This window comes from Paraburkholderia sp. J67 (assembly GCF_905220265.1).
Classification (GTDB): Bacteria; Pseudomonadota; Gammaproteobacteria; order Burkholderiales; family Burkholderiaceae; genus Paraburkholderia.
The window spans coordinates 1-26,602 of sequence record NZ_CAJMZK010000026.1; the positions used below are offsets into that span (position 1 = coordinate 1).

The 26,602-nt window shown below is 62.8% G+C and carries 21 protein-coding genes; 12 read left to right on the top strand and 9 right to left on the bottom strand.

Going from position 1 to position 26,602, the window contains the following annotated elements; genetic code table 11:
• Window positions 1-513 precede the first annotated feature (513 nt).
• From U5782_RS32090 to U5782_RS32120, 7 genes are all read left to right on the top strand, one after another.
• Window positions 514-2,640 (top strand): hydantoinase/oxoprolinase family protein, encoded by a 2,127-nt coding sequence (locus U5782_RS32090; protein ID WP_322047901.1) that lies wholly within the window; start codon window positions 514-516, stop codon window positions 2,638-2,640.
• Window positions 2,641-2,643: 3 nt separating this feature from the next.
• Entirely contained in the window at window positions 2,644-4,335 is a 1,692-nt protein-coding gene (locus U5782_RS32095; protein WP_322047902.1) for a hydantoinase B/oxoprolinase family protein, read from the top strand.
• Window positions 4,336-4,345: 10 nt separating this feature from the next.
• Complete coding sequence (locus tag U5782_RS32100; protein ID WP_322047903.1) at window positions 4,346-5,176, top strand: NAD(P)-dependent oxidoreductase; 831 nt, start codon at window positions 4,346-4,348, stop codon at window positions 5,174-5,176.
• 39 nt (window positions 5,177-5,215) lie between these two features.
• Window positions 5,216-6,412: an FAD-dependent oxidoreductase gene (locus tag U5782_RS32105; protein ID WP_322047904.1), complete on the top strand. Its 1,197-nt coding sequence runs from the start codon at window positions 5,216-5,218 to the stop codon at window positions 6,410-6,412.
• A 55-nt stretch (window positions 6,413-6,467) separates the two neighbouring features.
• Window positions 6,468-7,208, top strand: coding sequence for an SDR family oxidoreductase (locus U5782_RS32110; RefSeq protein ID WP_322047905.1), 741 nt, complete (start codon window positions 6,468-6,470; stop codon window positions 7,206-7,208).
• Window positions 7,209-7,238: 30 nt separating this feature from the next.
• Window positions 7,239-7,991 carry an SDR family oxidoreductase gene (locus U5782_RS32115; RefSeq protein ID WP_322047906.1) on the top strand — a complete coding sequence of 251 codons (753 nt, stop codon included), beginning with the start codon at window positions 7,239-7,241 and terminating at the stop codon, window positions 7,989-7,991.
• 169 nt (window positions 7,992-8,160) lie between these two features.
• Window positions 8,161-8,913 (top strand): FadR/GntR family transcriptional regulator, encoded by a 753-nt coding sequence (locus U5782_RS32120; RefSeq protein WP_322047907.1) that lies wholly within the window; start codon window positions 8,161-8,163, stop codon window positions 8,911-8,913.
• Between the two features lie 82 nt (window positions 8,914-8,995).
• Here the strand turns inward: U5782_RS32120 and U5782_RS32125 are convergent, their stop codons facing one another.
• Entirely contained in the window at window positions 8,996-10,132 is a 1,137-nt protein-coding gene (locus tag U5782_RS32125) for a porin (RefSeq protein WP_322047908.1), read from the bottom strand.
• 102 nt (window positions 10,133-10,234) lie between these two features.
• Window positions 10,235-11,407: a branched-chain amino acid ABC transporter substrate-binding protein gene (locus U5782_RS32130; RefSeq protein ID WP_415914440.1), complete on the bottom strand. Its 1,173-nt coding sequence runs from the start codon at window positions 11,405-11,407 to the stop codon at window positions 10,235-10,237.
• Between the two features lie 562 nt (window positions 11,408-11,969).
• Here U5782_RS32130 and U5782_RS32135 point away from each other — a divergent pair.
• The 4 genes from U5782_RS32135 to U5782_RS32150 are packed head-to-tail and all read left to right on the top strand — an operon-like array spanning window position 11,970 to window position 17,738.
• Complete coding sequence (locus U5782_RS32135) at window positions 11,970-13,403, top strand: aldehyde dehydrogenase family protein (RefSeq protein ID WP_322047909.1); 1,434 nt, start codon at window positions 11,970-11,972, stop codon at window positions 13,401-13,403.
• A 4-nt stretch (window positions 13,404-13,407) separates the two neighbouring features.
• Window positions 13,408-14,841, top strand: coding sequence for an FAD-binding oxidoreductase (locus U5782_RS32140; RefSeq protein WP_322047910.1), 1,434 nt, complete (start codon window positions 13,408-13,410; stop codon window positions 14,839-14,841).
• A 9-nt stretch (window positions 14,842-14,850) separates the two neighbouring features.
• Complete coding sequence (locus U5782_RS32145; RefSeq protein ID WP_322047911.1) at window positions 14,851-16,536, top strand: thiamine pyrophosphate-binding protein; 1,686 nt, start codon at window positions 14,851-14,853, stop codon at window positions 16,534-16,536.
• Entirely contained in the window at window positions 16,533-17,738 is a 1,206-nt protein-coding gene (locus U5782_RS32150; RefSeq protein ID WP_322047912.1) for a pyridoxal phosphate-dependent aminotransferase, read from the top strand. The genes U5782_RS32145 and U5782_RS32150 overlap by 4 nt, the downstream gene beginning before the upstream one ends.
• Before the next feature lie 82 nt (window positions 17,739-17,820).
• Here the strand turns inward: U5782_RS32150 and U5782_RS32155 are convergent, their stop codons facing one another.
• The 7 genes from U5782_RS32155 to U5782_RS32185 all read right to left on the bottom strand — a co-directional run bounded on the left by U5782_RS32155 (window position 17,821) and on the right by U5782_RS32185 (window position 25,600).
• The gene (locus U5782_RS32155; protein WP_322047913.1) at window positions 17,821-18,942 is read right to left on the bottom strand and encodes a porin; all 1,122 of its coding nucleotides are present in this window, start codon (window positions 18,940-18,942) and stop codon (window positions 17,821-17,823) included.
• A gap of 101 nt (window positions 18,943-19,043) precedes the next feature.
• A complete protein-coding gene (locus U5782_RS32160; protein WP_322047914.1) occupies window positions 19,044-20,282 on the bottom strand; it encodes a dienelactone hydrolase family protein in 1,239 nt (412 codons plus the stop codon).
• A 42-nt stretch (window positions 20,283-20,324) separates the two neighbouring features.
• Window positions 20,325-21,038, bottom strand: a complete 714-nt coding sequence (locus U5782_RS32165) for an SDR family oxidoreductase (RefSeq protein ID WP_322047915.1) — start codon at window positions 21,036-21,038, stop codon at window positions 20,325-20,327.
• Window positions 21,025-21,381 carry a Zn-ribbon domain-containing OB-fold protein gene (locus U5782_RS32170; RefSeq protein ID WP_322047916.1) on the bottom strand — a complete coding sequence of 119 codons (357 nt, stop codon included), beginning with the start codon at window positions 21,379-21,381 and terminating at the stop codon, window positions 21,025-21,027. The genes U5782_RS32165 and U5782_RS32170 overlap by 14 nt, the downstream gene beginning before the upstream one ends.
• The gene (locus U5782_RS32175) at window positions 21,378-22,529 is read right to left on the bottom strand and encodes a thiolase family protein (protein WP_322047917.1); all 1,152 of its coding nucleotides are present in this window, start codon (window positions 22,527-22,529) and stop codon (window positions 21,378-21,380) included. The genes U5782_RS32170 and U5782_RS32175 overlap by 4 nt, the downstream gene beginning before the upstream one ends.
• Window positions 22,530-22,540: 11 nt before the next feature.
• Complete coding sequence (locus tag U5782_RS32180) at window positions 22,541-23,887, bottom strand: MFS transporter (RefSeq protein WP_322047918.1); 1,347 nt, start codon at window positions 23,885-23,887, stop codon at window positions 22,541-22,543.
• 93 nt (window positions 23,888-23,980) lie between these two features.
• On the bottom strand, window positions 23,981-25,600 hold the full coding sequence (locus U5782_RS32185; RefSeq protein ID WP_322047919.1) for an ATP-dependent acyl-CoA ligase: 1,620 nt from the start codon (window positions 25,598-25,600) through the stop codon (window positions 23,981-23,983).
• A gap of 94 nt (window positions 25,601-25,694) precedes the next feature.
• On the opposite strand from U5782_RS32185, the gene U5782_RS32190 reads away from it, so the two are divergent.
• The gene (locus tag U5782_RS32190) at window positions 25,695-26,600 is read left to right on the top strand and encodes a LysR family transcriptional regulator (RefSeq protein ID WP_322047920.1); all 906 of its coding nucleotides are present in this window, start codon (window positions 25,695-25,697) and stop codon (window positions 26,598-26,600) included.
• Window positions 26,601-26,602: the final 2 nt, after the last annotated feature.

A 26,602-nucleotide genomic window follows, 5' to 3' on the forward strand; every position in this document is an offset into this window, starting at 1 on the left:
AAGACCATTGAGAATCTGCTGAACGAATATATCCACCGACACACTCCCCTAGACCCCATTCGATTGGGGTAGCCCGGCCACACAAGCATGGTTCGAATGCTTGCGAACCCTAAGCACCAAAAGGCGCGATACCTTGCGCGAAAAATTAGGACTACAAATTCAGAAAATTCCGGTGAAAAGTAAAATCCATCAGAATTTCGACCTATAGGCGTTTACACTGAGAGCGCTTCCCCGGCCTGACTCCGCGCCTAACAAAAATCCAGAAAATCACCATAAAAACAACGGCTTGCAAGACCCCAAACCGAGCAGCCCGGCCGTTCTTCCCAGCAATTTAATTTGTTCGTGTTGACAGCACTGTAAGACGTCACTCATCATATGTCAACGAAACAAAAAACCCGTCAAAACGTCGCAGCAACGACTGCCCGGACTGACCGGTAGAGGGATGGAAAACGGCGCCTCGAAGGCGTTTGTTGTGAGGAATTCGTGGATAACATGTCCACGCTGGATAGGGTTATGAACAGGAGAGTCACGGTGGCGAGTCACGACAAGGCAAGAGTGGGTGTGGACATCGGTGGAACCTTCACCGACGTCGCACTGGAATTGGGTGGGGAGCTCTTTTCCACCAAGGTGCTCACGGATTACACGGCGCCGGAGCGCGCCATCATCAAGGGTGTGGGCATCGTGGCGGACAAGGCCGGCATCGCGCTGAAAGATATCGGCGTGATCATCCACGGCACGACACTCGCGACCAACGCGCTGATCGAGCGGCGCGGCGCAAAGACCGCCTTCATCACCACGGAAGGCTTTCGCGACACGATCGAGATGCGCACGGAGAACCGCTTCGAGCAATACGATCTGAATATCAAGCTGCCGCCGCCGCTCATCGAGCGCTGCGACCGCTTCACGCTCGCCGAGCGTGTCGACGCGCAAGGCGGCGTGCTGCTCGCGCCTACCGAAGCGCAGATCGACGCAATCGTCGATCGCATCGAGCAAGGCGGTTACGAAAGCGTGGCGGTCGGCTTCATTCACGCCTATGTGAATGGCGCGCACGAGCGCATGATGCGCAATGCGCTGGAAAAGCGTCTGCCGCATGTTTCCGTGTCGATTTCCAGCGAAGTCTCGCCGCAGATCCGCGAGTTCGAGCGCTTCAACACGGTCTGCGCGAACGCCTATGTTCGCCCGATCATGAAGTCGTATCTCGACCGCCTGCTCGACAAGGTGCGCGAAGCGGGCGCCGTCTGTCCGATCTTCATCATTCACTCGGGCGGCGGCATCGTGTCGATCGAAAGCGCTTCGGAATTCCCCGTGCGCCTCGTCGAATCCGGTCCCGCAGGCGGCGCGATCTTCGCGGCACATATTGCGGCTCGCTACGACCTGAACACGGTGCTGTCGTTCGACATGGGCGGCACCACCGCCAAGATCTGCCTGATCGACGACCTCACGCCGAAAACAGCGAACACGTTCGAAGTCGCACGCACGTACCGCTTCAAGAAAGGCAGCGGGATGCCCATTTCGATCCCGGTCGTGGAGATGGTCGAGATCGGCGCGGGCGGCGGCTCCATCGCCTCGCTCGACGTGATGCGCCAGATTCGCGTCGGTCCGCACAGCGCGGCTTCGGAGCCGGGCCCGGCGTGTTACCAGCGCGGCGGCGACCAGCCGACCGTCACGGATGCCGACCTGCTGCTCGGGCGCCTGGACCCCGCCAACTTCGCGGGCGGCAGCATCCCCCTCTCGACCGATCACGCGGCCAGCGCGATGGTGGCGAAGGTGGGCGGCTCGATCAATCTGAGCCCTGCGGAAACCGCTTACGGCGTCGCCGAGGTGGTGGACGAAAACATGAGCAACGCGGCGCGCGTGCATGCCGTGGAAAGCGGCAAGGACATCAGCGACTACACGATGATCACGTTCGGTGGCGCGGGTCCCCTGCACGCTGCGCGCCTGTGCGAAAAGAGCGGCATCAAGAAGTTCATCGTGCCGCCTGGCGCGGGTGTGGGCTCGGCGATCGGTTTCCTGCGTGCGCCGTTCGGCTATGAAAGCGTGCGCAGCGCGACGATGCGTTTCAATACGTTCGACGCCGATGTGCTCAACGACATCGTCGGCGAACTGAGCGAAGAGGCGCTGCGCTTCGCACGCCAGGGTTCGGGCGATGCCGAACCCGAAGTCGAAGTGAAAGCCTTCATGCGCTACGTCGGCCAGGGTTGGGAAATTCCTGTGGCCTTCCCGTATCGCCGCTTCACCGCCGAAGACAAAACCACGTTCGCGCAGGCCTTCACGCGCGCCTATACGCAGTATTTCGGCCGCCCGATCGACGGACTCGACATCGAGATCGTGAGCTGGGCCGTGAAGGCCAGCTCGCCGCTGCCGCCGGTCGAGCGCCTGAAGCTGGTCACCTCGCGCGACGCCGTGGTAGCGCCGAAAACCCGCCAGATCTTCGACGCCGCGCTGCATCGCTTCGTCGAAGCGGCGATCGTCGAGCGCGGCTCGCTCAAGGTCGGTGAAAGCGTGACGGGACCGGCGATCATCGTCGAGCCAGAAACGTCGACGCTCATCACCTCCTCTTTCGATGCAATGGTCCAGCCCGATGGCTGCCTGCTCGTCGTCGCCAAAGAATTGACTGCCGCCAAGGCCAATCAGGAGTAACGCATGTCTCTCAGCAACCTCGATACGATTCACATGCAGGTCATGTGGAACCGCCTGATCTCCGTCGTGGAAGAACAGGCCCTGGCGCTCATTCGCACCGCGTTCAGCACCAGCGTGCGCGAAGCAGGCGATCTGTCCGCCGGCATCTTCGACAAGCAGGGCCGCATGCTCGCGCAGGCCGTCACCGGCACGCCGGGTCACGTGAACACGATGGCCGAAGCCGTCGAGCACTTCATGAACGACATCGGCGTCGAGCGCATGTATGAAGGCGACGTGTACCTGACCAACGATCCGTGGAAAGGCACGGGCCACCTGCACGATTTCACCGTGGTGTCGCCGTCGTTTCACAATGGCGAACTGATCGGCTATTTCGCGAGCACGGCGCACGTCGTGGATATCGGTGGTCGCGGCTTCGGCCCCGACTCGCGCGAGATCTACGAAGAAGGCCTGTTTGTGCCGATCATGAAGCTGATCGAGCGCGGCGAAGTGAATCGCGATTTCGTGAACATCCTGCGCAACAACGTGCGCGAAGCCGACAAGGTCGTGGGCGATCTCTACGCCCTCGCCTCGTGCAACGAGACGGGTCACAAGCGCCTCCTCGAAATGCTCAAGGAGTTCAATCTCAAGGACGTCGAAGGGATTGGCGAATTCATTCTTGCGCGCAGCCGCGAGGCCACACTCGAACGCATTGCGGCGCTGCCCAAGGCCGTGCAGACGAACGAGATGACGCTCGACGGCTACGACACGCCGGTCAAGCTCAACGTCACGCTCACGGTCGCCGACGATCACCTGCTCGCCGATTTCGCGGGCACGTCGCCGTCGAGCCCGTACGGCATCAATGTGCCGCTGCTGTATGCGAAGGCTTACGCGTGCTACGGCCTCAAGTGCATCATCGCGCCCGAAGTGCCGAACAATGCGGCCTCGCTCGAGCCGTTCCGCGTCCAGGCACCCGCGGGCTGCATTCTCAATGCGCAGCGCCCGAGCCCGGTTGCCGTGCGTCACGTGCTGGGCCACTTCGTGCCTGACCTCGTACTTGGCGCGCTCAACAAGATCCTGCCGAACCAGGTCCCTGCCGAAGGCGCGGGTGCACTCTGGAATCTGCATGTGAGCGCGCGTCCCGTGCGCGAAGATTCGGGCCTCAAAGGCAGCGAAATCCTGATGTTCAACAGCGGCGGCACGGGTGCACGCGCGGAGCTCGACGGCCTCTCGGCCACGGCGTTCCCGAGCGGCGTGCACGCCATGTCGGTCGAAGCCACCGAACAGGTCGGCCCGATCGTGGTCTGGCGCAAGGAAATGCGCTCGGGTTCGGGCGGCGCGGGCGAGCATCGCGGCGGCCTGGGCCAGATCGTCGAGATCGGCCCGCGCGAGGGCTATCAATTCCGCTTCAACGCCATGTTCGACCGCATCGATCACCCCGCGCGCGGCCAGTCGGGCGGCAAGGAAGGCGCAGCCGGTGAAGTCACGCTTTCCGACGGCACGCGCATGAAGGGCAAAGGCACGCAATTCGTCGCCGAACACGAGCGCGTTACGCTCTCGCTGCCGGGCGGCGGCGGTGTGGGCGCGCCCGCGCAACGCAAGCACGACGCGCTGCTGCGCGACATCCGCAACGAATACATTTCCGAAGCGCAACTGCGCGAAGACTACGGTCTCACGCTCGACGCGCTTTCGGCATCGAATCCCCAGAATCACCAGTAAGGAGCCACGTATGACCGACATCACCAAACCGCCGTTCAAGAACATCCTGATCACGGGCGCCGGCGGCGCGCTGGGCTCCGTGCTGCGCGAGAGCCTGCGTCCGTATGCCGAGACGCTCAGCCTGAACGGGCGTCATTCGCTTGGCGAAGTGCGCGAAAACGAAAAGCACTTCATTTGCGACCTCGCGGATCGCGACGCCGTGTTCGAGATGCTCAAGGGCGTGGACATGGTCATCCACATGGGCGGCGCGCCGCGCGAGAATACGTTCCAGGTGATTCTCGATTCGAATATCGTCGGCAGCTACAACATCTACGAAGGCGCACGCCAGGCGGGCGTGAAGCGTGTGATCTACGCAAGCTCCGTGCATGCCATCGGCTTTTACGAATGCACGCAGACGATCGATGCGAACGCTCCACAACGCCCCGATAGTCTCTACGGCGTGAGCAAGACGTTTGTTGAAAACCTCTCGCGCTATTACTTCGACAAGTTCGGTATCGAATCGGTCTGTCTGCGCATCGGTTCGTGCTTCCCGAAGCCGGTCGATCGCCGCATGCTCGCGACCTGGCTCTCGTATGAAGACTTCTCGCATATGTGCGTGCAGTCGATCATGACGCCGAGCGTCGGTCACATGATCGTGTATGGCAACTCGAACAACAGCGCGAACTTCTGGGACAACACGCAGGCTGCCTACCTCGGCTACCGCCCGAAGGATTCCGCCGATGCCTATCGCGCGGAAGTCTATGCAAACACGGAAGTGGGCGATCCGCGTAATCCGGCCGTGCGCTTTCAAGGCGGCCAGTTTGCAGCCGATGGCCACTTCGAAGATCCGAAATCGAACTGAACGCCGCTTCCTCACCGATCTATCTGGAAACACACTGAGATGGCACAGCACGCACTCAAGTCTCACTACGATGTGGTGATCGTAGGCGGCGCAGTCGTAGGCAGCGCGACGGCGTACTTCCTCGCGGAGAACCCTGACTTCAACGGCTCGGTTCTGGTGATCGAACGCGACTGGTCGTATGCGAAGTCGGCGACCGCGCTGTCGAGCGCCTCGATCCGTCATCAATTCTCTAATCCGCTGAACATCCAGATTTCGCAGTTCGGCACGGAATTCATCCGCAACTTTCACGACCGCGTAGCGGTGAATGGCGACGCGCCCGAACTCGGCTTCAAGGAAAACGGCTACCTGTATCTGGGCGATGCAACCGGCGCGCCGATGTTCGAGCGCAATTGCGCCACCCAGCAGGCGTGCGGCGCCGACGTCGTGCTGCTCGACCCGGAGAAGCTGAAGGCGCGCTTTCCGTGGCTCAACATGGAAGGCCTAGTCAACGGCGTCTATGGGCAGTCGGGCGAAGGCTGGTTCGACAGCTACGGACTGCTGCAAGGCATGCGCAAGAAGGCGCGTTCGCTCGGAATCGAGTACATCGAGAACGAAGCGGTCGATGTCCTGCGCGAAGGCTCGACCATCACCGGCGTCGTCCTCAAGAGCGGCGAAACCATTGGCTGCGGGCTGATGGTCAACGCAGCCGGCACGCGCGGCCCGGCGATGGCGCGCCTCGCGGGCCTCGACATCCCCGTCGAGCCGCGCAAGCGTTCGCTGTTCGTCTTCGACTGCCGTACGCCGCTCGAAGGTATCGTGCCGCTCACCATCGACACGACGGGCATCTTTTTTCGCCCCGAAGGCAAGTATTACCTCACGGGCTGCTACCCAGACCCCGATCCTCTCGCCGACGTCAACGACTTCGAAGTCAACCATTCGGAGTTCGAAGAAGTCATCTGGCCCGCGCTCGCAGAACGTATTCCCGCCTTCGAAGCGATCAAGGTCGTCAATTCGTGGGCCGGTCACTACGACTTCTGCATGCTCGATCACAATGCGATTGTCGGCCCGCATGCCGAGGTGAAGAATTTTCTGTTCGCGAACGGCTTCAGCGGTCACGGCCTGCAACAGTCGCCCGCAATCGGCCGCGGCTTGAGCGAGCTGATCGTCTATGGCGGCTATCGTTCGCTCGATCTCGCCCCGCTCGGCTATGAGCGCGTGGTCGAGAACAAGCCCTTCCTAGAAGAAGGCGTGATCTGATGGCTCTGTCCATCGCCCTCGAAACATCGATTGAAATTAGCGGAAAGTCGTCAACATGAGTTCCCTACCCTACAAGACCGCTCTGGTGACGGGTGCGTCCAGCGGCATCGGACGCGCCATCGCCCAACGTCTCGTGAATGCGGGCCTGCGGGTCTACGCGCTGGGACGCGACGCCAAAGCGCTGGAAGCGCTCGCGCTTGAGTGCCACGTCATTCCGGTTGCGGTCGACCTGAAGGACACGTCGTCGCTGCACGAACTGTTCGATAGCACAGAAATCGACGTGGTCGTGAACAACGCCGGTCTGCTGCCGGCCATCGCAAAGTTCAGCGATACCGATCCCGCCGATATCGACGCAATGATCGACGTGAATCTGCGCGCGCCGCTGCGCGTCGCTCAACTCGCGCTCAAAGGCATGGTCGCACGCAAGCGCGGACATCTGTTCTTCGTCGGATCGAGCGCGGGCCGCTTTCCGCATCCTAATACGGCCGTCTACGGCGCTACGAAGGCTGCGATCAGCATGTTCTGCGATTCACTACGTTGCGATCTGCTTGGCACGAAAGTGCGCGTGACGGAGATCGCCCCGGGCCGCGTGCAGACCAATCTCTATCGTACGGCGCTCGGCGAACAGGGTGCGAACGAGAAGCTCTACGACGCGTATCGCTCGATCCAACCCGAGAACATCGCGGAACTGATCGCAACGGCGCTCACCCTGCCCGAAGCCGTGGACGTGTCGCGCATGGAAGTCTTTCCCACTGACCAGGCTGCCGGCGGATCGCAGATCGTCTCGGTCGACTGAAACTCCTTACTGAAACGGGATACTCGAATCATGAAGAATCAACGAGTCGTTATCGTTGGCGGCGCATCCGGCCTGGGTCTCGCCGTCGCCAAACTGATGCTGGCCGAAGGCGCGGAACGCATTGCGCTGATCGACAAGAACGGCCCCCTGCTCGACGAAACCGTCGCGAATTTGCGGGCGGAAGGCCATCAGGTTTTCGGCGCCGAGGGCGACATCACGCGCAAGGATACGGCACAGGCCGTGTTCGCGCATGCGCTCGAATCGCTGGGCCGCGTGGATAGCCTCATCAATAGCGCCGCGATCTATCCGCGCCGCCCCATTCTCGAGATCACCGACGACGAGTGGGATCTGGAAAACGCCGTCAACATCAAGGGCACCTATCACATGATGGTGGCCGCGATCGAACACATGCGCAGCCGTCCGAAGGTCGAAGCGCATGTTGCGGGCCGTATCGTCAACATCACGTCCGTCGACGCGTTCAAGGCGCATCCGCAAAACGCGCACTACGCGGCGACCAAGGCAGCCGTGGTCAGCCTCACGAAATCGTTCGCGCAGGAAGTCGCGCAAGACGGCATCCTCGTGAACTCCGTGGCGCCCGCTGGCTTCGCCACCGATCGCGCGAAGAAACTGGGCTTTCTCGGCGAACTCGCCAGCGCGAATCCGCTTGGCCGCGCAGCGGAGCCCGAAGAAATCGCGCAGTGGGTCGTCATGATGGCGAGTGCGCGCAACACCTACGCCACCGGTGAAAACGTGATCGTCAGCGGCGGTTACATCTACGCCTAAGCGGTCTCGTGCCGCCCCCGAACAATATTGGGGGCGGCAACCCACGATTCCCGACTGTGGTAAAGTCGTAATATGTCATACGGCGCAGGTCAGACAAACGATTACCGCGCCGCGCGGTAAGTCTGCATCCGTCAATTGCAGCGCTCCCCTGATTCGCTGTGCACCTGGAATGACTCTGGACGCTGAAACCCTACTGAAAAATGCCGCTACCTCGGGAAAGCGGCGCAGCCTGACAGAGCTGGTCATTCAGGCACTGAACGACAAGATGGACCGTGGCGAGTACACCCCCGGCTCCAAGCTTCCCACCGAACCCGAACTCTGCAATGAATTTGGCGTGAGCCGCACCGTGGTGCGCGAGGCCGTGGCTTCGCTCAAACTCGGGCGGCGTCTCGTCTCGCGTCATGGCGTGGGCGTCTTTGTTGCCGAAAGCAGCAGCCAGTCGGCAGAACCCGATTTCATTGACGGTACGACGCTCAACAATTCGATGCACGTGCTCGAATTGCGTATCGGCGTGGAAACGGAATGCGCGGCTTACGCGGCACAACGTCGTACCGCTGCGGATCTTCGCTCGCTCAAGGAAGTCTATGCACGACTCGAAGTCGTGTCGGCGGAAGACGATGCCGAATGCGCGCGTGCGGACTTCGAGTTTCATCTGGCCATCGCCACCTGTTCCAAGAATCCGCATTTCGCCTCCATCCTGCGCACGCTCGGGCAGGAAATCACGATCGATCTTCGCCTCAAGCACGCGAAGGCCAACGCGAAAGAGCGCAAGACCTATATCCGCAAGATCCAGCGCGAACACGCGGACATTCTCGACGCCATCGAACGGCAGGACGAGGCCGCCGCACGACGCGCCATGCGTCGTCATTTGAACGAAAGCCTCGAGCGGTATCACAACCTGTCCAGCACGCGCGCCGAATAACGGACTGCGCAAAGTCAGAGTCGCTGCTCCAGGCCGATGCTTTGGCCCGGAAAGCAGCGACTGACACATCACCCGAAGTCAATCAGAACTTGTGGCGCAGCCCAATCGTGGCAATCGCCTGCGAACTCTTGCCCGAGTCGATATCCATCGAACCGATCACGGCCTGTGCGGCCCCCGCGCCATTGGTCCCGCTCGCATGCGCGTACGAGATGACGCCATAAACGTCGGTGCGCTTGCTCAGGTTGTAGTCGGCACCGAGGCTGAACTGGTTATATTTCGCCGACGAATCGCCTAGCGAGCGCATATAGTTGTAGCCCGCTTCCGTGAGCAACGCCGGGGTGATTTGCCAGACTGCATACACCGAGCCGTTGTGATACTTCTCCGAACGCGTGAACGTCGACGACGCATCCGGCGAATATTCGGAGTAGCTGTAGTAGCCCCCCAGAATGACCGACCCGATCGTGTAATGACCGCCAGCCCGCGCGATGTTGATCGAGCGCGCCGACGCGTAAGCGGCATTGACGCTGCTGTTGAAGAACGAGTCGGATGAACTCGTGCCGCGCGTCGAAGCGACTGCATTGCCGTTGTCGATATGCAGATACCCGCCGGCAAGGGCTAGCCTGCCCGCACTCCACGCAAGCGCACCGCTGTACGTCTGGCCTGAGCCCGTTGCCCCCGCCACGCCGCCGAACGAATACATCGCGGACAATTGCAGACCGGCCCACGTCGGGCTGGCCCACTTCACCGCGTTATTGATGCGCTGGCTGTTGTCGGCGTTATCGACGTCGCCAGGCGACGTGAAAAAGCCGCCCAGATACCAGTCGCCCTGCACCGGCTGAACCAGATCGATCAGCGGATCATATTGGCGGCCCAGCGTGACCGTACCCCACCCGTTAGCCTGGGAAAGCCCGACATAGGCCTGACGTCCAAACAGCTTGCCGCCCTGCCCCAGCGCGCCCGACGTCGAGCTGAATCCATTCTCGATCTGGAAAATCGTGGCAAGCCCGCCACCCAGATCCTCGCTACCCTTCAAGCCCCAGCGCGAGCCTGACTCCGTGCCGCTCGCCATCATGATCTGGGTCGATTGACCGGCGCTGTTGTGGACGTACATGAACCCGGTATCGACGATGCCATAGAGCGTGACCGTGCTTTGTGCGTTGGCGTGCGCGGCGACACAGAGTGCGGAGGCAAGCGTTGCGACTTTATACGTATTCCTCATTAAATTCCCCAAACCTTTGTTTTACGGATTGAATTGTTGTGGTAATGAATAGCGGTCTGCGACGGTGCGAGGCCTCACACCGTCCCGACCTTCAGGCTGCGATCAGTTCTGGAGCGGCTCGACCTTTTCGCCGTAGGCCACTGCCTGAGGGACCCACTTGCCGTCGACGACCTTGTAGAACGTTGCCGCCGGATCCTTCATGTCGCCATTGGGCATAAAGGCGATATTCCCCGAAATACCCGTGAACGCCACCGATTTGATCAGCGGACCGTAGACCTTCGGATCGGTCGAATTGGCCTTCTTCATGGCGTTGATCAACACCCACGTGGCGTCATAGGCGGCCGGCGCATAGGCCACCACGCCTTCGTTGTACTTCGCCTTCATCTTGTTGTTGAAGTCCGCGCCCTGTTTCATCTTCGACAGCGGCACACCGTAGTCCCACGAAACCGAGCCATTCGCGCTCGCGCCCGCCACCTGCAGGAACGTCTCGTTCTCGAAGCTGCCGCCGCCAAGCAGCGTGGCGCGCATGCCGAGCTGACGCATCTGCTTCACGAGCATGCCGGCCTGCTGGTCCAGCCCGCCCCAGAAGACCACATCGGGATTGAACGACTTCATGCGCGTGAGCTGCGACTTGAAGTCCACCGCCTTGTCGTTCGAAAACTCGCGATCGACCACCTTGCCGCCCGCCTGCTCGACACCCTTCACGAATTCGTCGGCCATGCCCTGTCCGAATGCCGTGCGGTCGTCGATCACCGCGATGCTCTTGCCCTTGAGCGCCTGTACCGCGGAGTGACCCGCAAGCTGTCCCATTTGCGCGTCGGAGTTGACGACACGGAACACGTTGGCGAAGCCTTGCGAGGTCAGCGTCGGATTGGTCGCGGTCGGCGAGACCATCGGAATGCCGGCCGTGTTGTAGATGCGCGAAGCGGGCAGCGTCGTACCGGAATTGAAGTGACCGACGACGCCCGACACCTTCGAGTCGGCCATCTTCTGTGCCACTTGCGAGCCCATACGCGGATCGGCCTGATCGTCTTCCGCATCGAGCACGAAATGGACCGGCTGGCCGCCAATCACGAGCTTCTGCGCGTTCGCGTCGTCGAGCGCAAGCTCTGCACCGCGTTTGAGGTCGACGCCGTAGTGAGCGGATGCGCCGGTTAGCGGCGCAGCGAAACCAATCACGACGTCGCCGGCGTGTGCCGCCGGGCTGAAGAAAACGGCGCTCATCGTCAAGGAAACAGCCAGCGTGGTGCCCTTGAGTGCAAGCGGATCTTTCATGACATACCTCTGCCTATCCAGGTCGGTTGAAATAACTCGTTGAACTACGTTTGCCCGTGGTGCGGGCGTGACGTTTTCCGGAACGGCTGAAAACATCGCGATCTCGAGGGCACGGATGAGTCGAGCTATCGCGTGCGTCGTGCAGTGAACCTCGAATGAACGAAAAATATTAGGTGAGACGTCATATGTCAACGAGTCAAAAATAAGGGGTTTTACGCACACGACAGTGTCACGAACTGTGCAAAATACGAGGAAAAAACCTCGAAATCCTTATGCCGCGTGGGTTCGACGGCACCACGCCCTTTGCTTCGAACACCATCATGGCCTGGCTCGACCAGAGCCATTATCAGTCGATTAAACCCTTTAAAAACAACACCAATCCCTATCTTCCACCACACATCGAAACGCTTGCCTCCCGGTTAACCCCACTCCCGGGAACGTGTACAAACGCGCGCGCCCTGTGCTAGAGTCATAATACGTCATACGGCATAGGTGTTAACTCTCATGACATCTGCGCACACGGTCTGTCGCGGATGACCGACACCAATTAAAGGGCAAACGGGTGGAAAACCTACATCGCAATCTCATCGGCGGCGAATGGACTGAGGGCATCGAGGTGTCCGAGAATCGCAACCCTTCCCGCCCGAGCGAACTAATCGGGCTGTATGCCCGCGGCGGGCGCGACGATCTCCACGCGGCCGTGGCGGCGGCACGCGCTGCGCAACCAGGCTGGGCAGCCGCTGGCCCTCAGGCACGCGCCGATGTGCTCACACGCGTGGGTAGCCTCATCCTCGCGCGTGCGGCCGAAATCGGCCGGCTGCTGGCACGCGAGGAAGGCAAGTCGTTGGCCGAGGCGACCGGCGAGGCCACGCGGGCAGGCCATATCTTTCACTTCTTCGCTGGCGAGGCGCTGCGCCTGGCAGGCCAGAAGATCGATTCGACCCGTACAGGCGTAGAAGTCGACGTGACGCGCGGCCCACTCGGCGTAGTCGGGCTCATCACGCCGTGGAACTTCCCGATTGCGATTCCGGCATGGAAGACCGCGCCCGCCCTCGCCGCGGGCAATGCCGTCGTCCTCAAGCCCGCCGATCTCACTCCCGCCTGCGCGCACGTTCTGGCGCAGATTCTCGTCGAGGCGGGCTGCCCGCCAGGCGTCTTCAATCTCGTGATGGGCTCGGGTTCCACGCTTGGTCGCGCGATGGTCGATCATCCGGACGTCGCCGCCGTCTCCTTCACCGGTTCGGAACAGGTCGGCAGGCAGATCGCATTGGGCTGCGCGGAAGGCCTCAAGAAGGTTCAGCTGGAGATGGGCGGCAAGAACCCGATGGTGGTGCTCGACGATGCCGATCTCGACATGGCCGTGAAGGCCTGCCTGAATGGCGCGTTCTATTCGACCGGGCAGCGTTGCACGGCTTCGTCGCGCCTCATCGTCCAGAAGGGAATTCACGACGCCTTTGTCGCCGCGCTCGATGAAGCGCGTGCCGCGCTTCGCATCGGCGACCCGCTCGACGAAAACACGCAGATCGGTCCCGTCGTCTCGCAGGCGCAACTGAAGGGCAATCTCGATTACGTGGCGCTGGCCGCGCGCGAAGGTTGCGAGGTGCGTGGCGGCGAGCCACTCGACCGCGAAGGCTGGTTCCAGCGTCCGGCGTTGTTCATCGGCGCGCGCAACGACATGCGCTCCTCGCGCGAGGAGATCTTCGGCCCCTGCGCATCAGTGATCGAAGTCGCCGATTTCGATGAAGCGCTGGCCGTTGCCAACGACACGCCGTTTGGTCTCTCCGCTGGCATCTGCACCACGTCGCTCAAGCACGCCACGGCGTTTCGACGCAACGCGGCCGCCGGCATGGTGATGGTGAATCTGCCCACGGCCGGCGTGGACTATCACGTGCCGTTTGGCGGCCGCAAGGCCTCCAGCCTGGGACCGCGCGAGCAAGGAACGCTGGCGATGGACTTCTACACGACCGTCAAGACGGCTTACGTTTTCGCGGGGTGATGTCGTGAGCACGAACACCCACCTCGCGGCCACATTGGCCGCGCTGCTTGGCCCACAGGGCTGGCTCAGCGGCGCGGATGCCAACGCCTACAGCCGCGACTGGCTCGACCGCTACGGCGCGACGCCGCTAGGCGTGGCCCGCCCCGCATCGACGGAACAGGTCGCAGCGGTTGTGGCCGCCTGCCATGCGGCCGGCGTACCCGTCACGCCACAAGGCGGCAATACCGGTCTGTGCGGCGGCGCTGTGCTGGAACAGCCCGGCGGCGTCATCCTGTCGCTCTCGCGCATGACGAAGATCGCGCGCCCCGACCCCGCCGCCGCGAGCATCGAGGTGGAAGCGGGCGTCGTGCTTGCCGCATTGCACGAGACACTCGCCGAAGACGGGCTGATTTTCCCGATGCATCTCGGCGCGGAAGGCTCCGCACAGATCGGCGGCCTGATCGCGACCAACGCGGGCGGCAGTCATGCGTTGCGGTACGGGATGATGCAGGACCTTGTCCTTGGCCTCGAAGTGGTGTTGCCCGACGGCCAGATCTGGAACGGCCTGCGCGCCGTGCAGAAGGACAACGCGGGCTACCAGTTGCGGCGTCTGTTCTGCGGCGCCGAAGGCACCCTGGGTGTCGTGACCCGCGCGGTGCTGAAGCTCTACCCGGCTCCCCGCATCCGCGCCACGGCGCTGCTCGCCCTGCCTGACGTTCCCTCTCTGCTCGCATTCGGCAAGCGCCTGCGGGCCGACGCAGGCGAATTCATCAGCGGGCTGGAGTTCTTCTGCGACCTTGGCCTCGACATGGCGCTGCGCCATGTGCATGGCCTGACGTATCCGCTGACCGAACGCGCTCCGTGGTATCTGCTCGTGGAAATGACGGCGGGTTCTCCGCTCGTGCCGCTCGATGCGCTTTTTGAAGCGACGCTGACCGCAGGGCTGGAAACCGGCGAGGTGCTGGACGGCGTCCTGGCGGTCAACGAAACCCAGCGCGCCGCGCTCTGGCGCTTGCGCGAGGAACAGCCCGAAGGCCAGCGCCTCGAAGGCCCGCAGTTGAAGCACGACGTTTCCGTGCCTCCCGGCCTGCTGGACCGCTTTATCGCGCAAGCCTGCGAATTGTGCGAGCACATGCTTCCTGGTGTACGCGTCAATCCTTTTGGCCACCTTGGTGACGGCAATACCCACTTCAACCTGAGCCCGCCGCTCAACGCTCCGGGATTCGGCGACCTGGCGCCGGAGCTTGGCCGCGAAATCGGCGCGCTAGCCAGCGCGCTGGGCGGCAGCTTCGCCGCGGAACACGGCCTCGGGCGCGCCAAGGTGTCGCTGGCCGACGCCCTGCGCGCGACGCCAGAGCGCGCGCTGATGGCGGCAATCAAGCAGGCCATCGATCCAGCGCAATTGATGAACCCCGGCGCGGTTCTTCACACGCCCGGCACGAACTTCGCTAACGATTAGGAAATTACGATGACACGCAATGGCGGCCAGCTCCTGGTCGAAAGTCTGATCGCACTTGGAGCCAGCAAAAGCTTCGGTATCCCAGGCGAAAGCTATCTCGCTGTACTCGATGCACTCCACGATACGGCCGAGCGCCTGGATTTCGTCCTCTGCCGCAATGAAGGCGGCGCGGCATTCATGGCGGCGGCCTACGGCAAGCTCACGGGCAGCCCAGGCATCTGCTTCGTCACGCGCGGCCCCGGCGTCACCAATGCGTCGATCGGCGTGCATACCGCCATGCAGGACAGCGCGCCCATGCTGCTGTTCGTCGGCCAGGTCGGCACCGACATGAAGGGCCGCGAGGCCTTCCAGGAGATCGACTATCGCGCGGTGTTCGGCACGATGGCCAAATGGGCCGTCGAGATCGACGACGTCGAACGGATTCCCGAGATCCTCGCGCGTGCCTGGAAGACGGCCACCACAGGCCGCCCTGGACCGGTGGTGATCGCGCTTCCCGAAGACATGCTGACGTCCCGCACCGACGTCGCGCCCATCAAGGCGCCAGCCCATATCGCCGAGGCCGCCCCCGAAGCCGACGCGCTGCGCGATGCCGAAGCACTGCTGGCGAAGGCAAAGCGCCCGCTGCTATTGATGGGCGGCTGCAACTGGAGCGAGTCGGGCCGCGCCGCGCTGCAACGCTTCGCCGAAGGCTCCGGCATTCCCGTGGTGGCAGCCTTCCGCTATCAGGACCAGTTCGACAATTTTTCGCCGGTGTTCTGTGGCGAGGCTGGGGTCGGCATGCCTGCACACGTGCGCCGTCTCATGACCGAGGCCGATGTGATCCTGGCCGTGAACGTCCGCTTCGGCGAGATGACGACCGATGGCTACACGCTGCTTAGCGCGCCCGCGCCCAAACAGACGCTCATCCACGTACACGGTTCGGATCTGGAGATCGGCAAGATCTATCAGCCGGCCATTGGCATTCACGCGGGTCCCAATGCGTTCGCACGTGCAGTGCAGCCCGTCAGGGGCAACTGGAGCGACTGGCTGGAAACGGCCCGAGTGGCCTACGAAGCGTCCTTTGACGCACCGAGCCAACCTTCGCCCGTCGACATGGTCGAGGTAAGCGCCTGGTTGCGCAAGCGTCTGCCCGAGGACGTGATCCTCACAAACGGCGCGGGCAATTTCACCGTCTGGCCGAACAAGTTCTTCAAGTTCGGGCCGAAAGCCCGTTTGCTTGCGCCTCAATCGGGCGCGATGGGCTACGGGCTGCCCGCAGCGGTAGCCGCGCGCATTGCATTCCCTGAGCGCACGGTCGTGTGCTTCGCAGGCGACGGCGACTTCCAGATGAACTGCACGGAACTCGCGACAGCCTTGCAGGCGGGCGCCCAGCCGATCGTGCTCATCCTGAACAACGGCATTTACGGCACGATCCGCGCCCATCAGGAACGCCACTATCCTGCGCGCGTTTCGGGAACGACGATGACGAACCCCGATTTCGTCGCGCTCGCCAGGGCCTATGGCTTCCATGCCGAACGCGTGGAGACCACCGCCGACTTCGCGGCCGCTTTTGAACGCGCGATGGCATCCAGCAGTGGCGCGGTCCTCGATCTCAACATTTCGGCTGAAGCGCTTACGCCACGCCAAACCCTGTCGCAAATGCGCGCGGCTGCGCTCGCGGCGCAAAAGAGCACTGCAAAGGAGGCCTGCGCATGACCCGCATCGCCAAACGGCTGTCAACGGTGAAGCCCTCGGCCTCGATGGCCGTTTCCCAGGCCGCCAGGGAACTGGCCGCAACCGGTGTCGATGTGATCGACCTGGGTCTCGGCGAGCCCGATTTCGCGGCACCCCTCCACGTGACCGAAGCCGCGTTCAAAGCGGCACGTGAAGGACGTATGCTCTATACCCCTTCGCTTGGCACGCCGGAACTTCGCCGCGCCGTGGTGCAGAAGTTAAAACGCGAAAACGGCCTCGAATACGCGATCGACGAGATCGCTGTGGCCAACGGTGCCAAGCAGATCATCTTCAACGCGCTGCTGGCAACGTTGAATGAAGGCGATGAGGTCATCTTGCCCGCGCCCTACTTCGTCTCCTATCCGGAGATGGTCAAACTGCTAGACGGCGTCGCCGTGACGCCGGCTTGCACCGCAGAAAACGGCTTCCGTTTGACGCCGGAAGTGCTGGAAGCGGCCATCACGCCCAGGACAAAGTGGCTCTTCCTGAACTCGCCTGGCAATCCGTCCGGCGCGGTCTACAGCGAAGCGCAATTGCAGGCGCTCGGCGCCGTCCTCAACAAACATCCGCACGTTCTGATTCTCTCCGACGAGATCTACGAGCATATCCGCTTCGATCGCCGTCGCTTTGTGTCGTTCGGTCACGCGTGCCCGGAACTGCGTGAGCGCAGCCTGATCGTCAATGGCGTATCCAAGGCCTATGCGATGACCGGCTGGCGCGTGGGCTACGCCGCGGGACCACGCGATTTGATCAAGGCGATGGCCACGGTGCAAAGCCAGTCGTGCACCTCGGTTTGCACGGTCGCCCAGTGCGCTGCGCAAGCCGCCCTGGAAGGTCCGCAGGAGGAAGTCGAACGCTTCCGGCAGGCATTCGAATCCCGGCGCGATCTGGTTACCGAAGGAGTCCGTAGCATACCGGGATTGACACTGGCTCCGCCGGAAGGCGCCTTCTATGCCTACATCGGCTGTGCGGACTTCATCGGAAGCCACACGCGGCATGGTGAGCGCATTGCCGACGACCAGGACTTCACCCGCTTCCTGCTGGAAGAAGCCCACGTCGCTGCGGTGCCGGGAACGGCGTATGGTCTCTCGCCGTTCTTTCGGATTTCGACGGCGACATCGGAAGTCGTATTGACGGAGGCACTCCGGCGTATCCGAACCGCAGTGGGTTCCCTCAAACGATAGTTCGAGCAAGCGATTGGATATCGACGGGCATCCCGTCGCTATCCAACTCACGCAGCTTAACGATCCGCTCTTTGCAAGCGCCTCAAAACTTCTTGCGCATGCCGACGCGCAGCGCAACCTGATTCGCCGAACTCGACGCCGACAACACGGGCGCAAGATCGGCCACCGCGCCGCCACCCGCATGCACCCAGGTGGCGCTGGCGTAGACGTCGGTGTTCTTGGACAGAAAGTAGTCGACGCTCGCGTCCGCCTCGGCGTAGTGCGGCGTCTGCCCCGTCGCGGAGACATTGCCGCTCGTATAGCTGAAGGCCGTGCCGAGTTGCAACGTGGGCGTGACGAAATAGCTGCCGACCAGTTCGCCGGTGTCGAATGTCACGTGACCGCCAATCTTCGCGCCGAGCGATGCATCGAGATCGCCAAAACGGGTATGCGTCCAGTCGGCGCTCACGCGCACCGCGCCGAATGTGTAAGCCGCACCGACACCCGCCACCGAGTATTGCCCGGCGGCCGCCCCATAGTTGCCGTTGACGGTGTTCGACGCGGTCCATAGGCCTTCGGTCACGGCATCGGCGGGATCGTTGATCGTCGTGTAGGCCGCGGCGAGTTGCAAGCCGCCATACGCGTACTGAAGCGCGAACGACTTCGCACTGTTGCGCGAGAAGTCCCCCGCCACGCCGCCAAAGCTGTACAGCGCCATCGCGGACAATCCGCCGATCGTGGGCGACACGTACTTGACGGCGTTGTTCAGGTGATAGTCGATGCCCACGTTGTCCATATCGCCGGGATGCGCGAACAGGATGCCTCCGGCCAGCGATCCGTTTGCCGTGAACGGCCCGATGTAGTCTCCGATCGCCTCGCCCTGGCGCCCGAGCGTGATCGTGCCGTAACGGGTGTTCGACAAACCGACATAGGCGAGTCGCCCGAACATCCGGCCACCCTGCCCCGCCGTGCCCGTGTTGCCATTGAAGCCGTTTTCCAGTCTGAACAGCGCGGACCATTGATCGCCCAGATCCTCTGTCCCCCGCAAGCCCCACCGGTTGCCTTGCGAAATCCCCGCCTGCATCTGCCATGCGCTGTGGCCGCCCTGATTGCTCGACCACGTCAGGCCGTCGTCGATGATGCCGTAAATGGTGACACTGCTTTGCGCGTGTGCGGCCTGCGCAGCGAATAGCATTCCTAACGATATGGCAGAAAACTTTTTCATGAGATCTCCAGTGGGGTTGGGCAACAATCGTTATCGGAGCGTTCGGCCAATGCGGGCCGAACGCCTGATGCCGTAAAGCTCGGTCGGGCGGATACGCGGGTTTAGATGGGCTTGCCTTCGCTCGACGTCCAGTTCTTCATCAGCGTGTTGCTGGGCAGTCGTTCGTCGACCATCTTCTTCGCCGTCACCACACCGGCAATGGGCAAGCCCGTTGGGTCAAGCACGCCAATCTGCACCAGCAGCGACGCCTGATCCCAATAGATGTGCTCGTTATAGAGTTTGTCGCCCCGGAAGCACACGACGGCGAGCATCGGAATTTCGAAGTACTGCCCGGTGGGAGCGAGGCCCGGCAGCAACCAGTCGATTTCGCGATCATGCGTCGCGCAAAAGACGAACTCGTCGACGATGCGGTCTGCGCCAATCGTGCGCGACAAGGGGATCAGACGCGTGTCCTGCGGATTCGCATCGACAAAGTGATACTTGTAGAAGCGCTTGAGCTGGTCGTGACCCACGCCGCCCGTCATGGTCGGGACATGGTTCACGTAGGGCTGCGCGACCATCGTCGGCATGATGGCGTCGACGTCGCGCGTGGCGAACTCGTGGTAGCAATGCGCCTCCCACAGCGTGTTCAAATCGTAGACGGGGCCCAGCACCTTGCGTAGCAGCGCGATCGTGCGCGACCACGCCATGATGGCTGCGGGCTTGTCGTAGGACGCGCGCTCCGGCGTCGCGAAGGCGTGATCGCAATCGGAATAGACATACTGGTCGATCAGCGGATTGCGCGACATTGCTGCCTGAATCCGTTCGCGTACAGGCGGCGGACAGAGGCTATCGTTGGCCGCGAAATGAAAGGCCATCGGGCAACGGATCGACGCAATCTCGTCGAGAAAGGCGTCGAGGCCCACGCCGTAATAGCTGACCGCGCAATCGATATCGGTGCGCGCAGCGGTGAGCATCGCGAGTTTGCCGCCCAGACAAAAACCCACGGCGCCAATCTTGCCCACCTGTTGCTTGAGTCCGCGTAGCGCCGCCATCGTGGCCGACACATCCTGCACGGCGAGATCGAGATCGAGCTGGGTGTTGTATTGCAGCGCCTGTTCGAGATCCGCGCCTTCGTAGGCGAGGTTCACGCCCGGTTTCATGCGCCAGAAGAGATCCGGCACGAGCACCACGTAGCCTTCTTCGGCGAGCAGATCGGCCATGCTGCGCATGTAGCCGTTAATGCCGAATATTTCCTGCAACAGCACGATGCCGGGCCCGGAACCTTGCTGAGGTGTCGCGAGGTAGGCGGAGAATGTTTGACCGTCGTTCGACGGAATATCGATGAATGTACCGCTCACGTTGCGCTCCATGATTTCATGAGTTCTGGAAAAGGTGGTCGCTCAAACCGCGCCCGCCAGTTGACGTTGCGTCGCGTGCCGATCGTTCGCGAGGCCCTTGGCGATCTGTGCGGCCATCTCGCCGACATAGATTTCGCTCGCCTCGCCATCGAGCGCGTTCAACACCGCGTCGACGACTTCGCGCGGCATGAGCTTCGGCGGCGGAAAGTCGCGGCTCATGGCCGTGTCGATCGCGCCAGGCAGCACCGACATCACGCGAATACCGCGCGGCGCCAGCTCGGCGCGCACGCCTTCCGACATGCGCAGCGCGGCGGCTTTGGAGGCGCATAGCGTCGCCATCGACGGCAGCGTGACGCGCGCGAGAATCGACAGCACGTTGACGATCGCGCTGCCCTCTTGCATCGCGGGCGAAAACGCGCGGATCATGGCGAGTGGTGCGAAGTAGTTGACTTCCATTTCGGCGCGCGCGGCGTCGGCCTCCGTGCAGGCCAGCGCCGGTTGCAGACGGTTCAAGCCAGCGTTGTTGACTAGCAGCGTCGTGTCGCTGGCCAGCGCGGCGGCGCGCTGCACCTGGGCGGTATCGGTGACGTCCAGTTCGACGGGGACGACGCGTGGATCGTCGTGGCTCAGCGTGTCGACGCATCGCGCCGCGGCATAGACCTTTGCCGCGCCGCGTGCGAGGAGCGTGCGCACGAAGGCGTCGCCCAGGCCGCCGTTCGCACCGGTCACGAAGGCGACGCATTCATTGATCGGCATATCGATCTCCAGAAGGTTCAGGGGTGTCGAGCGCGCTAGCGACGATGCGATGCGCGGCATCGACCATCAGGCTCACACGCGTTTTGTCGGCGAGCGGCGTGGCGCTGCATGCAATCACAGCTGGGCCGGCATCCGTGTGGACCGTGGCCAGATACAACGGCGCTGCGCCCGGCGCTCCCGCACGATGGCGCACGATCGTGGTTTCCATCACCGTGCCGGTTTGCGCGACGTACCGCCGCCAGTTCGCACCACCGCAGGCCGGGCAAAAGTAGCGCGCGGGGAACAGCGTCTTGCCGCATTGCGTACATTGGTGAACATCGAGTGTCGTCGTGGTGTCGTTCATGTCCGCTCCAGCACGACCGCGTTTGCACACATGCCGAAGCGGTACTCGACCATTCCATAGCCGCTCACGACGGCGCGCGACGCATTCGCCACCTGCCGTTCGCCGGCTTCGCCGCGCAACTGCGTGATCGCCTCCACAAGCCCGTGCATGCCGCCCGCCGCCCCCGCCTGCCCGGCGGAAAGCTGCCCGCCCGACGTGTTGAGCGCGAGCGCGCGCGAGCCGATGCGCGTGATGAGCGCGCGCAGATCGCCATCGGGCGCGAAGCCTAGATCGGCTAGCTGCACGAGTGTCATCACCGGATAATCGTCGTACACCGAAACAACATCGACGTCGCCGGGACCGAAACCGGCTTGCTGCCAGAGATCGTCTGCAATCCTTGACAATGGCGTTTGCAGACCGTCCCCTTCCTGATGGTCGGCGTTGTAGAGGCATTGGAGCGCACGCACGCGCACCGTCGGCGTTGCGCCTGCGAAATCATCGCGCGTAAGCAGGATCGCGTTCGCGCCACTCACCACCGGCACGCAATCGAAGCGTCCGAGCGGATCGGCGATAAGCGGTGCATCGAGGTAGTCGCCGAGCGTCATCGGCGTGCGATAGACCGCTTGCGGATTCTGCGTGGCCCACGCGCGCTGCGCGACGCACACCGCGCCGTAATCGCTGCGCGTGAGACCGTAGCGCCGCGCATGACGACGCGTGAGCATGGCGAATACGCTATTCGGGCCGCCGTTCTGCAAGGGGCGTAGCCAGGTGCGCGTCGTGAGGTTGTAGTGCTCGACCAGTTGGCGAAAGTCCGCTGGCTCGAAGCGGTCGCCCGCGACCAGGGCGATGACGTTCGCATCGCCATGCTGGATCGCGCGGATCGCATGTTGCAGCAGGTTGATGCCGCTCGCGCCGCCGTGGCAATCGTCCATGCACCAGCGCGGGCTCAGGCCAAGCCGCCAGGCCATATCGATCGCATGATCGGGGCCGAGCGTGAACGACGCGACACCCAAACCGTCGACCTGTTTGGGCGACACGCCCGCACGTTCGAGCAACAGACCGAACGCACGCGCGAGCAGGTCGCCCGTGTTGCCGTCGCCGGGTTGACGGCTGTACGGCAACTCAACCGCACCGGCAATCGCCACGCCGTCGAAATTGCTGGAGGTCATCGTAGCGGTCCTCATGCGTGTGCGCGGCGCTTGACGGTCTCGCGCGTGAAGGCCAGCGCGACAACGGTGATCAGCCCCATCGCCATCATCATGAGCGCGACCGGCCACGCGGCGTGGTAGTGCGCGAGGAGCGCCGTCGCCAGCATCGGTGCGAGGCCGCCTGCGAAGACCGCAGCCACTTCATGACCGAGCGCCATGCCCGTGTAGCGCACTTCGGTGCTGAAGAGTTCGCTCATCAGACTGGGCTGCGTGCCGACCATCGCGCCGTGGCAGACCGCATTGCCGAGCAGGAAGGCCAGCCAGACGAGCGCCGCCACATGACTGTCGATCAGCCAGAAGAACGGAAACGCGATCACCACGAGCCCGGCCGCGCCGATAAAATAGACGGGGCGACGGCCAATGCGATCCGACAACTTCCCCCACAGCAGCATCGTCAGGAGTTCTACACTCATCGATACGATGACGCCGCCGAGCATCACCTGATTCGATACGCCGATGAACTTGCCGTAGGCGAGCGAAAACGCAAGGATGATGTACGAGCCGCCGTTCTCGGCCACGCGCAGGCCCATCGCCAGCAGGATTTCGCGCGGATGCTTGCGGATCACTTCGACGAGCGGCATGCCCGCGTGCTTGCCCTCGGCCTGGTTCTGCGCGAATTCCGCGCTTTCCGGCAGGCGCGAGCGAATATAGACGCCCACGCCGAAAATGAGGATCGACAGCAGGAACGGCACACGCCAGCCCCAGCTCATGAAGGCGTCTTTCGGCAACGTCTGTACAACGAAGAAAATTGCCGCGGAGAGCACGAACCCGCCGCCCACGCCAATCTGGCTGAGCGAAGCATAGAAGCCGCGCTTTTCCGGCGGTGCGGACTCGCTGATCATCAGCACGCCGCCGCCCCACTCGCCACCGGCCGCCACGCCCTGCAACACGCGCAGCACGAGCAGCAGCGCGGGCGCCCATACGCCGACCTGCGCATAGGTCGGCAGCGCGCCGATCAGAAACGTTGCGGCGCCCATGATCGACAGCGTCCACACCAGCGCGCCCTTGCGCCCATAGCGGTCGCCAACATAACCAAACACGACGCCGCCCAACGGACGCGCCGCGAAGCCGACCGCAAAGCCCGCAAAAGCCCCGAGCGTGCCGACGAGCGGATCGGTGCCCTTCGGAAAGAACAGCTCGCCAAACACGAGCGCGGCGGCGGTGCTGTAGAGGAAGAAGTCATACCATTCGAGCGCATTGCCGGCCACCGAGGCGAGCACGATGCGCTTGAGCGATTTGTCGTCGACGTGCGCCGCGGACGCGCTCGAAGCGCCTTCGGCGTGCGAGTCCGGGTGGGACAGGGATTGCAGACTTGCCATCTGTGGCTCCTGGTGTGCAGCGGGTGCACTGAGTATTTCGATGGAATTGCAGGGAATTCGCCGCACGGCGAACGTTGTTCTGAGTTGGGCCGCTTACGCGCGTTTCAGGCGATAACCCGAGGTCTCCAGATCCCAGGTGGTGGCGGTCACGCCGGTTTCGCGCAGACGGTATTTCTGGATCTTGCCGTTCTCCGTTTTGGGCAGACCATCGCGGAAGTCCAGGAAACGCGGCACCGCGAAGTACGGCAAACGTGGCTCGCAAAAGCGCACGAGGTCGAGCGCGTCGAGCACTTCGCCTTCGCGCAGCACGATCGCGGCCATCACTTCGTCTTCTGCAAGTGCGGACTGCACCGCGAATACCGCGGCCAGTTCGATTGCGGGGTGGCTCAGCAAAACCTGCTCGACTTCGAACGACGAGATGTTTTCGCCGCGTCGGCGGATCACGTCCTTGAGGCGATCGACGAATCGAAAATAGCCATTGGCATCGCGCACCACGCGGTCGCCGGTGTGGAACCAAAGATTGCGCCATGCCTCGACGGTCTTCTCCGGCATGCCGAAATAACCACTTGCGAACGCCCATGCCTCGTCGGCGCGCAAGATGAGCTCGCCCGCTTCGCCGTCGGCCACCGGCTGATCGTGCGCATCGACGACACGCGCGTGAAATCCCGCAGCGAGCTTGCCCATATAGCCCTCACGACGCTCCGCCAGCTTGCCGCCGATCACCGAATTCGTTTCGGTCGATCCATAGCCGTCGATCAGGCCAATGCCGCTGCGCTCGGTAAACGTGCTCTGGAATTGCGCGGGCACAGCCGGCGCGAGCGCGACACGCACACGATGCTCGCGCTCCTTGGGCGACTGCGGCCGCGAGAGGAGAATCGGCACCATCGCGCCGAGTACGAAGGTGACTGTCGCGCGCGTCTCGATCAATGCGTCGAAAAAGCCGCTCGCCGAGAATCGCCGATCGACAATCAATTGCGCGTCGTGCATCAGCGCCTGAAAAAAGCTATTGAGCGCGTTGGTGTGAAACAGCGGCAGGCAGGTATAGAGCACATCGCCCGCGCGCACTTCGAGATCGCCGCCCGTATGGGTGCCCCACCAGTAGAACTGCGCGTGCGGACACACGACGCCTTTCGACAAACCCGAGGTCCCGGACGTATAGAGAATGGCGAACGGATCGCCATCGTCCAGCGCAACGGCTTCGAGCGCTGCGCCCGGCGGCGGAAAGTCGCTCACGGCATAGGCCGTTGCACCCGCATCGACTGGCCCAGTCGCGCCAATCGCCCAGATCGCCTCCAATGCAAGCGCTTGCGGGGACAGTGCGAACACGGCGTCGAGTAGCGCCGCTTCGGCAACCAGCAAACGCGCACCGGAATTGGCGAGGATGTGCTGCAACTGCATGCCGCGCGAAGCCGTGTTAATAGGCACCGCCACCGCGCCAAGCCACGCGCAGCCCAGCACCGTCTCCATGAATTCAATGCGGTTCGAACACAGAATCGCGACGCGGTCTCCGCGACACACGCCGTGGGCGCTCAGCGCACCCGCGCGCCGCGCGGCGGCGTCGAGCGCCTCGCGCGCATTCCAGCTCGTGCTGCGGTCGGAAAAAAGGGGCGCTTCGCCATTGCGCGCCACGCGCTGCTTCAACAGGGCGGGAAGCGTGCGATGCGGCGCGATGTGCGGCGCGGCCGCGAGCAGTGGATCGACCTGCGTATTCATACGATCAAACACCTTGGGGGATATGTGGGTGCGATCGAGTCTAGGTTTGCCTATACTATCCGTCAAATTCATAAATAATATGGGCGGCATAAATATGGCGGATTTTAATAAGGTCGATCTGAATCTCTTTCGCGTGTTTCAGGCGGTGCTCGAAGAGCGCAGTCTCACGCAGGCGGGCAACCGTCTCGGCTTGTCGCAGCCAGCGACAAGCTATGCATTAGGGCGATTGCGAGCCTTGTTCGACGATCCACTTTTTGTTCGGACACCTGATGGGATGGTGCCAACCTCGTTCGCGCAGCGGCTCAAGGACCCGGTCGGCATCGCGCTCGCCGCCGCGCGCGAGGCGTTGCGCCAGAGCGAGCCGTTCGATCCCGCCACGAGCACGCGTGAATTCCGCATTTCGATGTCGGACGTGGGCGAACAGGTTTTTCTTCCGGCTATCTGCGAGCGGCTTCAGACCATCGCGCCCGACGTGCACATCGCGGCCGAAGCCGTGCTGCTCACGGAAGTGGAAGAGCGTATGCGTCTAGGCAGGCTGGATTTCGCGATCGGCAATTTGCCGTCGTTGAAGGCGACGACGAAGCACGCGCTGCTGTTCAACGAGGAATACGCGTGCATGACGCGTAAGCGCCGGGGGCTGCCTGCGCGGCGGATTTCCGCGGCGCAGTTTCAGGAGATGTCCCATGTGGCGGTCGCGTCGGCGGATCGCAGCCATGTCCTGATCGAGGAATCGCTGCGTCAAGGGGGCTTGCATCGGCGCATCGCCTTGCGCGTCTCGCACTTCAACGTGACGCCGGACATTCTTCGACGTACCGACTGGATGGTGACGCTGCCGCGCGGCGTCGCCGAAGCGTTCAACGAATCGGGGCAATTCGTCATTTATCCGCTGCCGATCGAACTGCCGCGCTTCGAGTCCACCATTCACTGGCATGAACTCTACGACGGCGACGCCGGGAATCGTTGGCTGCGGGAATTGCTGGTGGAGATACTCGGGCGGTGAAG

What these genes read in the sequence shown, in the direction of transcription:
- U5782_RS32090 (WP_322047901.1), top strand. Translation starts at nt 514, where the DNA reads ATGAACAGGAGAGTCACGGTGGCGAGTCACGACAAGGCAAGAGTGGGT.
- U5782_RS32095 (WP_322047902.1), top strand. Translation starts at nt 2,644, where the DNA reads ATGTCTCTCAGCAACCTCGATACGATTCACATGCAGGTCATGTGGAAC.
- U5782_RS32100 (WP_322047903.1), top strand. Translation starts at nt 4,346, where the DNA reads ATGACCGACATCACCAAACCGCCGTTCAAGAACATCCTGATCACGGGC.
- U5782_RS32105 (WP_322047904.1), top strand. Translation starts at nt 5,216, where the DNA reads ATGGCACAGCACGCACTCAAGTCTCACTACGATGTGGTGATCGTAGGC.
- U5782_RS32110 (WP_322047905.1), top strand. Translation starts at nt 6,468, where the DNA reads ATGAGTTCCCTACCCTACAAGACCGCTCTGGTGACGGGTGCGTCCAGC.
- U5782_RS32115 (WP_322047906.1), top strand. Translation starts at nt 7,239, where the DNA reads ATGAAGAATCAACGAGTCGTTATCGTTGGCGGCGCATCCGGCCTGGGT.
- U5782_RS32120 (WP_322047907.1), top strand. Translation starts at nt 8,161, where the DNA reads ATGACTCTGGACGCTGAAACCCTACTGAAAAATGCCGCTACCTCGGGA.
- U5782_RS32125 (WP_322047908.1), bottom strand. Translation starts at nt 10,132, where the DNA reads ATGAGGAATACGTATAAAGTCGCAACGCTTGCCTCCGCACTCTGTGTC.
- U5782_RS32130 (WP_415914440.1), bottom strand. Translation starts at nt 11,407, where the DNA reads ATGAAAGATCCGCTTGCACTCAAGGGCACCACGCTGGCTGTTTCCTTG.
- U5782_RS32145 (WP_322047911.1), top strand. Translation starts at nt 14,851, where the DNA reads ATGACACGCAATGGCGGCCAGCTCCTGGTCGAAAGTCTGATCGCACTT.
- U5782_RS32150 (WP_322047912.1), top strand. Translation starts at nt 16,533, where the DNA reads ATGACCCGCATCGCCAAACGGCTGTCAACGGTGAAGCCCTCGGCCTCG.
- U5782_RS32155 (WP_322047913.1), bottom strand. Translation starts at nt 18,942, where the DNA reads ATGAAAAAGTTTTCTGCCATATCGTTAGGAATGCTATTCGCTGCGCAG.
- U5782_RS32165 (WP_322047915.1), bottom strand. Translation starts at nt 21,038, where the DNA reads ATGCCGATCAATGAATGCGTCGCCTTCGTGACCGGTGCGAACGGCGGC.
- U5782_RS32170 (WP_322047916.1), bottom strand. Translation starts at nt 21,381, where the DNA reads ATGAACGACACCACGACGACACTCGATGTTCACCAATGTACGCAATGC.
- U5782_RS32175 (WP_322047917.1), bottom strand. Translation starts at nt 22,529, where the DNA reads ATGACCTCCAGCAATTTCGACGGCGTGGCGATTGCCGGTGCGGTTGAG.
- U5782_RS32180 (WP_322047918.1), bottom strand. Translation starts at nt 23,887, where the DNA reads ATGGCAAGTCTGCAATCCCTGTCCCACCCGGACTCGCACGCCGAAGGC.
- U5782_RS32185 (WP_322047919.1), bottom strand. Translation starts at nt 25,600, where the DNA reads ATGAATACGCAGGTCGATCCACTGCTCGCGGCCGCGCCGCACATCGCG.
- U5782_RS32190 (WP_322047920.1), top strand. Translation starts at nt 25,695, where the DNA reads ATGGCGGATTTTAATAAGGTCGATCTGAATCTCTTTCGCGTGTTTCAG.